At 66.6% G+C, this 12,629-nt stretch carries 13 protein-coding genes; all 13 read right to left on the minus strand.

Translation table 11 applies throughout. The annotated features are described in order from the left end of the window. Positions 1 to 6 precede the first annotated feature (6 nt). Positions 7 to 975 carry a GTPase Era gene (gene era, locus EOD73_RS06170; RefSeq protein ID WP_127681845.1) on the minus strand — a complete coding sequence of 323 codons (969 nt, stop codon included), beginning with the start codon at positions 973 to 975 and terminating at the stop codon, positions 7 to 9. Continuing rightward, positions 972 to 1,667: a ribonuclease III gene (rnc, locus tag EOD73_RS06175; RefSeq protein WP_127681847.1), complete on the minus strand. Its 696-nt coding sequence runs from the start codon at positions 1,665 to 1,667 to the stop codon at positions 972 to 974. The genes era and rnc overlap by 4 nt, the downstream gene beginning before the upstream one ends. Beyond that, entirely contained in the window at positions 1,667 to 2,029 is a 363-nt protein-coding gene (locus EOD73_RS06180; RefSeq protein WP_127681849.1) for a DUF4845 domain-containing protein, read from the minus strand. Before EOD73_RS06180 ends, rnc begins: the two co-directional genes overlap by 1 nt. Before the next feature lie 45 nt (positions 2,030 to 2,074). Continuing rightward, on the minus strand, positions 2,075 to 3,040 hold the full coding sequence (lepB, locus tag EOD73_RS06185) for a signal peptidase I (RefSeq protein ID WP_127682446.1): 966 nt from the start codon (positions 3,038 to 3,040) through the stop codon (positions 2,075 to 2,077). 38 nt (positions 3,041 to 3,078) lie between these two features. Then, positions 3,079 to 4,887 carry a translation elongation factor 4 gene (gene lepA / locus EOD73_RS06190; RefSeq protein WP_127681851.1) on the minus strand — a complete coding sequence of 603 codons (1,809 nt, stop codon included), beginning with the start codon at positions 4,885 to 4,887 and terminating at the stop codon, positions 3,079 to 3,081. A gap of 372 nt (positions 4,888 to 5,259) precedes the next feature. After that, the gene (locus EOD73_RS06195; RefSeq protein ID WP_205702412.1) at positions 5,260 to 6,696 is read right to left on the minus strand and encodes a Do family serine endopeptidase; all 1,437 of its coding nucleotides are present in this window, start codon (positions 6,694 to 6,696) and stop codon (positions 5,260 to 5,262) included. Positions 6,697 to 6,787: 91 nt separating this feature from the next. Continuing rightward, on the minus strand, positions 6,788 to 7,123 hold the full coding sequence (locus EOD73_RS06200) for a hypothetical protein (protein WP_127681855.1): 336 nt from the start codon (positions 7,121 to 7,123) through the stop codon (positions 6,788 to 6,790). 12 nt (positions 7,124 to 7,135) lie between these two features. After that, positions 7,136 to 8,383: a beta-ketoacyl-ACP synthase II gene (fabF, locus tag EOD73_RS06205; protein WP_127681857.1), complete on the minus strand. Its 1,248-nt coding sequence runs from the start codon at positions 8,381 to 8,383 to the stop codon at positions 7,136 to 7,138. A gap of 133 nt (positions 8,384 to 8,516) precedes the next feature. Beyond that, complete coding sequence (gene acpP / locus EOD73_RS06210) at positions 8,517 to 8,756, minus strand: acyl carrier protein (protein ID WP_127681859.1); 240 nt, start codon at positions 8,754 to 8,756, stop codon at positions 8,517 to 8,519. Between the two features lie 88 nt (positions 8,757 to 8,844). Beyond that, on the minus strand, positions 8,845 to 9,576 hold the full coding sequence (gene fabG, locus EOD73_RS06215) for a 3-oxoacyl-ACP reductase FabG (protein WP_127681861.1): 732 nt from the start codon (positions 9,574 to 9,576) through the stop codon (positions 8,845 to 8,847). After that, a complete protein-coding gene (gene fabD, locus EOD73_RS06220; RefSeq protein ID WP_127681863.1) occupies positions 9,573 to 10,523 on the minus strand; it encodes an ACP S-malonyltransferase in 951 nt (316 codons plus the stop codon). Before fabD ends, fabG begins: the two co-directional genes overlap by 4 nt. Positions 10,524 to 10,541: 18 nt before the next feature. Next, on the minus strand, positions 10,542 to 11,492 hold the full coding sequence (locus EOD73_RS06225; RefSeq protein WP_127682447.1) for a beta-ketoacyl-ACP synthase III: 951 nt from the start codon (positions 11,490 to 11,492) through the stop codon (positions 10,542 to 10,544). Positions 11,493 to 11,494: 2 nt separating this feature from the next. Beyond that, positions 11,495 to 12,562 carry a phosphate acyltransferase PlsX gene (gene plsX, locus EOD73_RS06230; protein WP_127681865.1) on the minus strand — a complete coding sequence of 356 codons (1,068 nt, stop codon included), beginning with the start codon at positions 12,560 to 12,562 and terminating at the stop codon, positions 11,495 to 11,497. Positions 12,563 to 12,629 lie beyond the last annotated feature (67 nt).

The following is a 12,629-nucleotide window of genomic DNA, read 5'->3' on the forward strand; positions in this document are numbered from 1 at the left end:
CTCCCGTCACTCGTAACCGTAGGAGCGCAGGTGTTCCTCGTTGTCGGCCCAGCCGCCGCGCACCTTGACCCAGAGCTCCAGGAAGACCCGGCTTTCGGTCAGCTTCTCGAGCTCCTGGCGCGCCTCGCTGCCGATGCGCTTGAGCCGCTCCCCGCCGTTGCCGATCACCATGCCTTTGTGCGCTTCGCGCTCCACCACGATGGCCGCCGCGATGCGACGCACCGGGGCCTTGGGCAGGCGCAGGCCGCTCGACGGGGCCATGGCCGGCTCGGCCTCCGTGTCCTCGTCCCATTTCTCGATGACCACGGTGCAGCTGTAGGGCAACTCGTCGCCCGTCAGGCGGAACAGCTTCTCCCGGATCAGCTCGCTGGCCAGAAAGCGCTCGCTGCGGTCGGTCAGCGCGTCTTCCTCGAAGAACCAAGGCTGCTGCGGCAGGTGCGGCGCGATGATGCCGAACAGGCGCTCCACGTCCGCCTGCTTGCGCGCGCTCAACGGCACGAACTCGGTGAAAGGGTGCCGCTCTTGCATGTCCTTCAGCCAGGGCAAGAGGTCGGCACGGCGGTGGATGGCGTCGAGCTTGTTGGCCACCAGCAGCACGGGCTTGTCCCGCGGCAGCAAGGCCAGGACCTTGGCGTCGTCCAGGCCGAATTTGCCGGCCTCGACCACCAGCAGCACCATGTCGACGTCGCTCAGGGCGCCCTGCACCGTCCGGTTCAGGGTGCGGTTCAGCGCATTGCTGTGGCGGGTTTGGAAACCCGGCGTGTCGACGAACACGAACTGCGTTTCGCCCACGGTGCGCACGCCGGTGATGCGGTGCCGCGTCGTCTGGGCCTTCTTGCTCGTGATGGACACCTTTTGCCCCACGAGCGCGTTCAACAGGGTGGACTTGCCGACGTTGGGGCGCCCGACGATGGCGATCAAGCCACAGCGCTGCTCGGTGCTGTCGTTCGGGGTGGGCGATTCAAGGGGGGTCATGCGGGGGCTCCACGCGACGGGTCGAGCATCGCGAGCACTTGGGCGGCCGCGTCCTGCTCGGCGGCCCGACGAGACGCACCGCGGCCGGTGGCTTCCACCGCCAAGGCCGATACGGTGCAAGCAACTTCAAACTCTTGGCGGTGCGCTTGGCCTTGCGTGGCCACGATGCGGTAGGCCGGCAGCGGGTGCTTGCGCCCCTGCAACCACTCTTGCAAGGCGGTCTTGGCGTCCTTGGCCCAGCGGGCATCGCTGGGCGCCGCCTGCACCAGCGGCGTGAACAATCGATCCACCACGCCCTGTGCCGCGGCAAAACCACCGTCCAAGTGGATGGCGCCGATCAAGGCCTCCAGCGCATCGGCCAGGATGGACGCACGCTGGGCACCGCCCCCGCGCGCCTCGCCTTCGCTCAAGCGGACCCATTGCGGCAGGCCCAATTGCAGCGCCAAAGCATGCAAGCTCGCTTCCCGCACCAGGTGCGCGCGCATCCGGGAGAGCTCGCCCTCGTCCGCCGAACGGGCCTGGGCGTACAGCAGTTGCGACACCGCCAGGCTCAGCACGGCATCGCCCAGGAACTCCAGGCGCTCGTTGTGCGTCGCCGAGTGGCTGCGGTGGGTCAGCGCCCGGGTCAGCAGTTGTCGGTCTTGGAACCGGTACCCCAACCGCTGCGCCAGCACCTCGGGCGCGTCGTTCATCAGCGGGACTGGCCTTCGTACTTCAGCACGATGTAGGCCGGCCCGCCCAGGTGGATTTCGCGTTGGTAGGCGAAGGAGATCACCACCTTTTCGTTCTCCTTGGTCACCACCAAATCGGCTGGATCAATTTGAATCGAGTACTCAACGTCCTTGATGCGCTGGAATTCAGTTCGCGCCGCAGCCACCGTGGCGGGGTTGCCTGCCGCGATCTTGTTGACGGCCTTCTGGATGGTGAAGAACTCCATCGTCGTCGGCACGACCTTCATGCCAACCACGGCAAAGAACGCGATCAGGACGCCCCAGAACAGCAATCCGATCAAGGTGACGCCGCGCTGCTTGCGTGCACTGCCTGCTGCCTGCATGGTCCTGCTCCTAGTGAATGAGGGCGCTAGCTTACTCAAGGCCGTTCAGCGAATGCCGCCAATGCGGCTGAAGTCCCAGAAGTGCATCCACACCGCTGACGCCTTGCCCACGATGTTGGCGTCGGGCACGAAGCCCCAGAAGCGGCTGTCTTCGGAGTTGTCGCGGCTGTCGCCCATCATGAAATAGTGGCCCGCGGGCACCTTGCAGGTCACGCCTTCGACGCTGTACTGGCACTGGTCGGCAAAGGGCATGGTGGGGTCCGGCGGGATGATCGGCAACACGTCGCGCTCCACCAGCATGTCGTGCGCCACCGCGCCCAAGGACTCGGTGTAGCGGGTGCGCGAGCGGGTGCTGCTGCGGTCGTAGAACGGCCCTTGCACCGCGGTCGGGACTTCCTGGCCGTTCAGGTACAGGCGCTGATTGCGCCAAGCCACCACGTCGCCAGGCACGCCGACCACGCGCTTGATGTAGTCCACCGACGGATTCTTGGGGAAGCGGAAGACGATGACGTCGCCGCGCTGAACCTCGTGGTTGGCGATGATCTTCTTGTTGATCACCGGCAGTCGGATGCCGTAGTGGAACTTGTTCACCACGATCAGGTCGCCCACCAACAGGGTGGGCACCATGGAGCCCGAGGGGATGCGGAAGGGCTCGAACACGAAGGATCGCAGCAAGAACACCAACACGATCACCGGGAACAGGCCCGCGGTCCAATCCAGCCACCAGGGCTGGCGCAGCAGCGCTTGTCGGGCCGACTCGACGTCGTGAACGTCGGCCTTGAGCCCCTGCGCCGCCCACTTGGCGCGGCGCTCGGCGTCGGCGGCCACCAAGGCCGCGGCGGCACGCTGACGCTGAGGCAAGAAGTGGAAGCGCTCGGCCAGCCAATACACAAAGGTGACCAAGGACAGGATGAACAGCAGCAGCGAGAAGTTGCCGCTCCACTTGTCCAGGTACCAACCCACGGCATAGGCCCCGAGGGCCAGGAACAGCGCGCCGGTGACCGCGTTCATCGTCGCGGCCAAGCGGTTGGCATCGGAGGGGCTGTCGCTCATTCTTCCACCTGAAGGATGGCCAGGAAGGCCTCTTGCGGGACCTCCACCGAACCGATTTGTTTCATGCGCTTTTTGCCGGCCTTTTGCTTTTCCAGCAGCTTGCGCTTGCGGGTGATGTCACCGCCGTAGCACTTGGCGATCACGTTCTTGCGCAAGGCCTTGATGTCCTCGCGGGCGATGATCTTGACGCCGATGGCCGCCTGAATGGAGACGTCGTACATCTGGCGCGGGATGATCTCGCGCATCTTGGCCGCCACCTGGCGGCCGCGGAACTGGCTTTGGCTGCGGTGCACGATGATGGCCAGCGCGTCGATGCGATCGCCGTTGATCAGCATGTCAACCTTCACCACGTCCGAGGCCCGGTACTCCTTGAACTCGTAGTCCATCGAGGCGTAACCGCGGCTGACCGACTTCAGCTTGTCGAAGAAGTCCAGCACGATTTCGGCCAACGGCATTTCGTAGGTCAGGTGCACCTGCTTGCCGTGGTAGCTCATCTGGATCTGAACCCCGCGCTTTTGGTTGGCCAGGGTCATCACCGCGCCGACGTACTCCTGCGGCTGGTACAGGTGCACGGTGACGATGGGCTCGCGAATCTCCTGGATCTTGCCCGGCTCGGGCATCTTGCTGGGGTTCTCCACCTCGAGCACGGTGCCGTCGCCCAGCACCACCTCGTAGACCACGCTGGGCGCGGTGGTGATCAGGTCCTGGTCGAACTCGCGCTCCAGTCGCTCCTGCACGATTTCCATGTGCAGCAGGCCCAAGAAGCCGCAGCGGAACCCAAAGCCCAAGGCCTGGCTCACCTCGGGCTCAAAGCGCAAGGACGAATCGTTCAGTTGGAGCTTTTCCAAGGCGTCGCGCAGCTGGTCGTACTCGCTGGCCTCGGTCGGGTACAGGCCAGCGAACACCTGGGGCTGGATTTCCTTGAAACCCGGCAACGCGGACTCCGCCGGCCCGAGGTTGTTCGGCAGCTTTTTTTCCAGCGTGATGGTGTCACCCACCTTGGCCGCCGCCAGCTCCTTGATCCCGGCGATCACGAAGCCGACCTCGCCGGCGTTCAACTGCTCCCGCGACTCGCTCTTCGGGGTGAACACCCCCAGCTGGTCCGCGGGGTACACCGCATGGGTCGCCATCATCCGGATCCGCTCGCCCTTCTTCAGCGTACCGTCGACCACGCGGACGAGCATCACCACGCCCACGTAGGCGTCGTACCAGCTGTCGATGATCATGGCGCGCAGGGGTGCTTCGACCACGCCCCGGGGCGGTGGCATGCGGGTGATCACCGCCTCCAAGATGTCGTCGATGCCCATGCCGGACTTGGCCGAACACGGGATGGCGTCGGCGGCATCGATGCCGATGACGTCCTCGATCTCGGCCTTGGCGTTGTCGGGGTCGGCCGCGGGCAGGTCCATCTTGTTCAAGACGGGCACCACCTCCACGCCCAAGTCCAGCGCCGTGTAGCAGTTGGCCACGGTCTGGGCTTCCACGCCTTGGCTGGCGTCGACCACCAAGAGCGCGCCTTCACAGGCCGACAGCGAGCGACTGACTTCGTAAGAGAAGTCGACGTGGCCCGGGGTGTCGATCAGGTTCAGGTTGTAAACCTTGCCGTCCTTGGCCTTGTACTGCAAGGCCGCCGTTTGGGCCTTGATCGTGATGCCGCGTTCGCGCTCGATGTCCATCGAGTCCAGCACCTGGGCCTCCATCTCGCGATCGGCCAGGCCGCCGCAGCGCTGGATGAGTCGGTCGGCCAGGGTGCTCTTGCCGTGGTCGATGTGGGCAATGATCGAGAAATTGCGGATGTGATCCATGCAGGCGGACGCGCAACGAGCGCAATGCGGCAGCGGCACAGCCGCTGCATTGGCGACGCCCGATCGCTGAGGAGGCCATCGGCGTCGAACACGGGGGCGGCACAGGCCGCACCGAGACTAAAAAAAAGGCACGTCCAAGGGGCAGACGCGCCTTCCAACAAAACGTATGGCAACTGCTTGTTGGGTTGCCGATTGTAGCCAATTCACCCGGTCAGGGCAGCCTAGGGGCACTCCCCAAACCCGCGTGGCAAGGCCCCAACAAGGCACTTATCCACAGTTTGATCACAAGCTTCCCGCAGGTTTGTCCCGTCATTCAACTCGCGAGAGTGGCAATTCATCCGAATTGGAGACTAATTGCCGCTGATTTTCGCATCAACGAGCCGGCCGCACCAAGACGATGGTGGACTCCTCGTCGCGGCGCACCTTCATGCTCACGACCTTGGCCTTGTCGAGCTTGGCCAACAAGGCGGTCGCTTGCTTGGCCTGGGTCACCTCGGTGTTGTCGATGGCCACGATCACGTCGCCCTCGCGCAGCCCGGCGCGCGCCGCCGGGCCTTCGGCACGCTCCACACGCACGCCCGCGCGCAACTTCAGCGCCTTGCGCTGCTCGGCCGGCACGTCCCCCAGCGTCAGGCCAAAGGCATTGCCTTGGGGGGCCTTGCCCTCACTCCCCTCGCCCGCGCTGGCCTGCTCTTTCAACTCCCCCACGACGACCGACAGGTCCCGGAAGGTGCCGTTGCGGAACACCTGCACCGAGGCCTTGGTGCCCGGTTTGGTGGCCCCGACGATCCGGGCCAGGTCGGTGAAACGTTCCACCGTCTTGCCATCGAACTTGGTGATGACGTCGCCGCCCTCGATGCCCGCCTTCTCGGCCGGGCTCCCTGATTCGACGCGCCGGATCAAGGCCCCTTGTGCCTTGGGCAGCTTGATGGCGTCGGCCACTTCCTTGGTGACGACGTCGGGCTGCACGCCAATGCGCCCCCGAACCACGCGGCCGGTCGTGCGCAGTTCGGTGGCCACGCGCATGGCGTCGTCGATGGGGATGGCGAACGAGATGCCGATGTAGGCCGGGCTTTCAGGATCGTTCCCCAACAAGCGGGAGTTGATCCCCACCACCTCGCCCCGCATGTTCAGCAGGGGGCCACCGGAATTGCCCGGGTTGATGGCCACATCGGTTTGGATGAAGCGCTGGAAGGCCCCGGTGTCGCGGGCCTTGGCACTCACGATGCCCGCCGTGACCGTGTTGTCCAGGCCAAAGGGCGAGCCGATGGCCACCACCCAGGCGCCGACCTTCAGTTGGTCCACGCTACCAACCTTGACCACTGGCAAGCCAGCCGCTTCGACCTTCAAGACGGCGACGTCGGTGCGCGGGTCCGTCCCCAGCACCTTGGCTTTGAACTCGCGCTGGTCTTGCAGCGTCACCAAGACTTCGTCGGCCCCGTCGATCACGTGGGCGTTGGTCAGCACCACGCCATCGGCGCTCACCACGAAGCCGGAGCCCACCCCCCGCTGCTGCAGGCCGTCGTCGTTCGACCCCCGCTGGCGCGGGGCATTGCGCGGCACGGGAATGCCATTGCGGCGCATGAACTCTTGGAGTTGGGGGTCCAACTCCTGTGCCGAGGCGCTCGCGCGCGGGCGCTCCAGTGTGCGGATGTTGACCACGGCGGGACCCACCCGCTCCACCAATTCGGTGAAATCGGGCAGGGACGCGGGCTGGGCCTGCACCGCAGGCGGCGCGATGGCCCAGAGGGCGGACGAGAGGAGGCCGGCCAAGGCCAGGCTTTGAACAGAGGCAACCAGGGTGCGCATGGGAAGTTCCATCCAAGTTCTTGCGTTCAACGCGGGCAGCGCGCAAATGGGGTCGAGATGTTGGCGCGCAAGCCCCCGCAACGGCTGAAAGTCACCCAGGGGTTGACGATGAGCGGCGGGCATCGCCCAACCAGCGGCGCTGCAGGGCCAGTGCAGCCCGCAGCACGGGCCAGTCCACGGCCACGCGACCCCGCCTCAGCCACAGGTGCTGCTCACCGGGCCACCAAGCCCATCGCCCCCCATGCCACTGAACCCGCAGCCAAAGCGTCGACCCGGTGTCCAAGACGACCGCCACCGCGCTCAGCGGCAGTTCGTCGGCCCCGGGGGCCCGGGGCAGCAAGAACCAAGACTCGCCGTCGAAACGAAGCGCCTGCCACCGCCGGTGCGTCAGCGGGCAGTGACAGGCTGGCAGGGTGCGGCGAGCCATGGCCGCCAAAGTTCAGCCGAAGCGCTTGAACAGCAAGGTGCCGTTGGTGCCACCGAAGCCAAAGTTGTTCTTGGCGGCCACCTCGATGCGCATCTCCCGCGCCTGGTTGGCGCAGTAGTCGAGGTCGCACTCGGGATCGGGGTCGGTCAGGTTGATGGTCGGGGGGGCGATTTGGTCGCGAATGGCCAGCACCGTGAACACCGACTCGATGCCGCCCGCGCCACCCAGCAAGTGGCCGGTCATGGACTTGGTCGAGCTGATCACCAGGGACTTGGCGTGATCGCCAAAGGCCTTCTTCACGGCGTTGGTTTCGTTCACATCGCCCAACGGCGTGGACGTTCCGTGCGCGTTCAGGTACTGAACGGCGTCGGCGTTCAAGCCCGCGTCGCGCAAGGCGGCCTGCATCGAGCGCTTGGGCCCATCGACGTTCGGCGCGGTCATGTGGAAGGCATCGGCGCCCATGCCGAAGCCGACGAGCTCGGCATAGATCTTGGCGCCCCGCGCTTGCGCGTGCTCGAGGCTTTCCAGCACCAGCACGCCAGCACCTTCGCCCAGCACGAAGCCGTCGCGACCCTTGTCCCAGGGGCGCGAGGCGGTTTCGGGGCTGTCGTTGCGGGTGGACAGCGCGCGGGCCGCGGCAAAACCGCCGATGCCCAAGGGCGACACGGTCGACTCGGCGCCACCGGCCACCATCACGTCGGCGTCGCCCGACTGGATCAACCGCGCGGCCAAGCCGATGCAGTGCAGGCCGGTGGTGCAGGCCGTCACGACCGACAGGTTCGGACCTTGGTAGCCCAGACGGATCGAGAGCTGGCCCGAGATCATGTTGATGATCGAGGCCGGCACGAAGAAGGGCGACACGCGGCGCGGGCCCTTGTTCACCAGGTCGGCGTGGGTTTCTTCGATCAGCGGCAGGCCGCCGATGCCCGAGCCCACCAGACAGCCGATGCGCTCGGCTTGGGCTTCCGTCAGTTGGTCGCCCTGCGGCAAGCCAGCGTCCGCCACGGCTTGCAGGCCGGCGGCCATGCCGTAGTGGATGAAGGTGTCCATGTGCCGGGCCTCTTTGGCCGGCATGTAGTCTTCGACGTTGAAGCCCTTGACCTCGCCCGCGAAATGGCAGGCCAGGTTGGAGGCGTCAAAGCGAGTGACCGTGGCAATGCCGGAGCGGCCGGCCAAGATGTTGGCCCAGCCCTCGGCCACGGTGTTGCCCACCGGGGAAACGAGGCCCAAACCGGTGACGACAACGCGACGACGGGTCATGCAGATCTCTCAGAAAAGCGAGGGGCTGCACCCAGACGGCCGAGCCCCCAAGGGCAAGGTGCACGGACCGGGCCCGTGCACCACTGCAGAAACGACAACGCGCCCAGCGCGGGCGCGTTTCAGGGCCTGAGACTCAGGCCTTTTGGTGCTTGACGGCGTAGTCGATCGCCAGCTGCACCGTCGTGATCTTCTCGGCCTCTTCGTCCGGGATCTCGATGCCGAACTCGTCTTCCAGGGCCATCACCAGCTCCACGGTGTCGAGCGAATCGGCGCCCAGATCGGCCACGAAGGCCTTTTCGTTGGTGACGTCCGCCTCAGGCACGCCGAGTTGTTCGGCAACGATCTTTTTGACGCGGGCTTCGATATCGCTCATGACTCCTCCGGGAGGGGTTTTCAAACAAACAGCCCATGATTCTAAGGGCTCTAGGGCGGCACCCCTAAATCTTGGGGCGCCGGGGGGATCAACACATGTACATGCCGCCATTGACGTGCAGCTCGCTGCCCGTCACATAGCCGCCGTTGGGGCTGGCCAAGAAGGCCACGGCCTCGGCCACCTCCCGGGCTTCGCCCAGGCGACCCAGCGGAATCTGCGCCATCAGGGCCGCCTGCTGCGCCTCGGGCAACACGGCGGTCATGTCGGTGGCGATGAAGCCGGGGGCCACGCAATTCACCGTGATGCCGCGGCTGCCCACCTCGCGGGCCAATGCGCGGCTCATGCCGGCCAGACCCGCCTTGGCAGCGGCGTAGTTCGCCTGCCCGGCGTTGCCGGACGCCCCCACCACCGAGGTGATGCTGACGATGCGCCCTTGGCGCTGCTTCATCATCGGCTTGATGGCCAGGCGGCAGAGGCGGAACACGGCCTTGAGGTTCGTGTCCAGCACGGCGTCCCAGTCCTCGTCCTTCAAGCGCAGGGCCAAGGTGTCGCGGGTGATGCCCGCGTTGTTGACGAGCACGTGCAGGCCGCCTCGCTCGGTCACGATCTGGTTGACCAGGGCCTCGCTGGCGGCGGCGTCGGTGACGTTGAGCACCACGCCTTGCCCGCGGTCGCCCAACGCGGCCTGGATCTTGGCGGCGCCTTCGGCCGAGGTGGCCGTGCCGACGACGAAGTGACCAGCCTCCACGAGGCGGGCGGCGATGGCGGCGCCGATGCCGCGCGTGGCACCGGTGACGAGGGCAATGCTGGGGGTGCTCATGCAGTGGCTCCAATCAGGGCCCGGGCTTCGGCCAGGCTGGCGGGGTCGAACACGGTGGTGGTGACCAGGTTCGCGTCAATGCGCTTGACCATGCCCGCCAGCACCTTGCCCGGACCGCACTCGATCACGTGCGTCAGCCCGCGGCCGGCCAAGGCCTGCACCAACTCCACCCAGCGCACGGGCTGGTAGGCCTGGCGGTAAAGGGCGTCGCGCAGCGCTTCGGCGGCGTCGGGCGTGGCCACGTCGACGTTGTTGATCACCGGGAATTGAAGGGCCTGGAACGGCACCTCGGCCAGCGCGGCCTTCAGGCGTTCGGCGGCCGGCTTCATCAGGCTGCTGTGGAACGGGGCCGACACGGGAAGCGGCAGCGCGCGCTTGGCGCCAGCGGCCTTGAGCAGATCCATGCCCTTTTCGACGCCGGCCTTGGAGCCGGCGATGACGGTTTGCTTGGGGTCGTTGAAGTTCACGGCCTCGACGACTTCGCCGCTCTCTGCCCGGGCCTGGGCGCAACCGGCCTTCACGGCCTCGCCGTCCAGGCCAAGAATGGCGGCCATGCCGCCCTGCCCCACGGGCACGGCCTCTTGCATGGCCTGGGCACGCAGGCGCACCAGCGGCAGGGCTTGCGCCAGGCTAAGGCCCCCCGCGGCCACCAGGGCGCTGTACTCGCCCAGCGAGTGACCCGCGGCGATGGCCGGCGTCAGGCCGGTTTCCTGCAGCCAAGCGCGGTAGCAGGCAATGCCCGCCGTCAGCATGACCGGCTGGGTGTTCGTGGTCAGGTCGAGCTGCTCCTTGGGGCCCGCTTGGATCAGCGTGGCCATGTCCAGGCCGAGCGCATCGCTGGCCTCTTGCAGGGTGGCGCGCACCGCGGGGTGCTCGCCCCAGGCGTCCAGCATGCCCACGGCCTGCGAGCCTTGGCCCGGAAAAACAAAAGCAAAGGGAGTCGTCATGCGGCTTCTTCTTTGGGTTCAGTAAACAACGAGCGCGGCGCCCCAGGTGAAGCCGCCGCCCACGCCTTCCAACATCAAGGTCTGGCCGCGCTGCACACGGCCCTCCCGAACGGCGGCATCGAGCGCGAGCGGCACGGACGCGGCCGAGGTGTTGCCGTGCTCGTGCACGGTGACCACCATGCGCTCCTCGGGCAGGCCCAGCTTCTTGGCCGTGCCCTTCATGATGCGCAAGTTGGCTTGGTGCGGAATCAGCCAGTCGATGCTGTCGGCCGTGCGGCCGGCCTTCTCAAGCACCTCGTGGGCCGCCTTCTCCAGCGCGCCGACGGCGAGCTTGAACACGGCCTGGCCGTCCATGTGCACGTACTCCCCCTGGGGCACGCACAGCACGCCGGCTTGGCGGCCATCGGCGTGCAGGGCGGTGGCCAAGATGCCGGGCTCTTCGGACGCCCCCAGCACCACCGCGCCGGCACCGTCACCGAACAGCACGCAGGTCGTGCGGTCCTTGAAGTCCAGCAAGCGCGAAAACACCTCGGCACCGATCACCAAGGCCTTGCGGGCATTGCCGGCGCGGATCATCGCGTCGGCCACGCTCAGGGCGTACAAAAAGCCCGAGCACACGGCCTGCACGTCAAAGGCGGCGCAGCCATGCACGCCCAGCTTGGCCTGGAGCAGTGCCGCGGTGGACGGGAAGGTCATGTCGGGCGTGGTGGTGGCCACGACGATCAAGTCGATGTCGGCGGCCTCCACCCCGGCGGCCTGCAAGGCCGCTTGGGCCGCAGGCAAGGCCAAGTCCGAACTGCATTGGTTCGGTGCCGCGAAGTAGCGCGCTTGGATGCCCGTGCGCTCTTGGATCCAAGCATCGGACGTCTCCACCCCGTCGGCCGCCAACTGGGCCGCCAAATCGGCGTTGGAAACGCGGCGCTCGGGCAGGTAACTGCCCGAGCCCAGGATGCGCGAGTACGCAGGCAAGCTCATTCAGCGGTCTCCGCAGCCGGCGCGCCGGTCTGCAAGGTGGCGGCCACGCGCTCGTGCACGCGGTCCAGCAGTTGGTGACGGGCCGCCTCGTAGGCGCGCTCCAGCGCGCGCTCGAAAGCGAAGGCATCGGCCGACCCGTGGCTCTTGAACACCAGGCCGCGCAGGCCCAGCAGCGCGGCGCCATTGAAGCGGCGGTGGTCCATCGCGGCTTGGAAGCGGTTCAGCACCGGCAGGGCGAGCAAGGCGGACAACTTGGACAGCCAGGAGGCCGTGAACTCGGCCTTGAGCTTGCCCTTGACCATGCTGCCCAAGCCTTCGGCCGTCTTGAGCAGCACATTGCCCACGAACCCGTCGCAGACCACGACGTCGGTGGTGCCTTTGAAGATGTCGTTGCCTTCCACGTTGCCGTGGAAGCGAATCTGCCCAGCGGCATCGGCCGCGCGCAGCAACTCGCCCGTGCGCTTGATGACCTCGCTGCCCTTGATGACCTCTTCGCCCACGTTCAGCAGGCCCACGGTCGGCGCTTCGTTTTCGGTCACAGAGGTCACGAGGGCGCTGCCCATGACCGCGAACTGCAACAGGTGCTCGGGCCCACAGTCGACGTTCGCACCCAAATCCAGCACCGTCGTGAAGCCGCCGGTTTGGTTGGGCATGGACGCCGCGATGGCCGGCCGGTCGATGCCATCCATCGTTTTGAGCAGGTAGCGGGCCAGCGCCATCAAAGCCCCGGTGTTGCCGGCCGACACGCACGCATCGGCGCGCGGGAGCTGGGCACCCTGCCCCTTCAGCAAGCCAATGGCCACCCGCATCGAAGAGTCCTTCTTCTTGCGCAGGGCCACCTCCACCGGGTCGTGCATGGCCACCACCTCGGAAGCGGGCACCAACTGCGTGCGAGGCCAATCGGCCGCCGCCGCCAAGGCGTCAGGGTGCCCGACGAGGAGCAGTTCGACCTCGGGATGTCGCTTCAGGAAGGCTTGGCAAGCCGGCAGCGTGACGCTCGGGCCGTGGTCGCCCCCCATCACGTCCACCGACACACGAACCCGGTTCAAGACAGGCAGCGTCATGGGCAGGTCAAGCACAAAAGCCCGAGGCTGCGCTGCAGCGTCGGGCTTTGGGATTCGAATCGATCAA

It is taken from the genome of Inhella crocodyli, assembly GCF_004004565.1.
Classification (GTDB): domain Bacteria; phylum Pseudomonadota; class Gammaproteobacteria; order Burkholderiales; family Burkholderiaceae_C; genus Inhella; species Inhella crocodyli.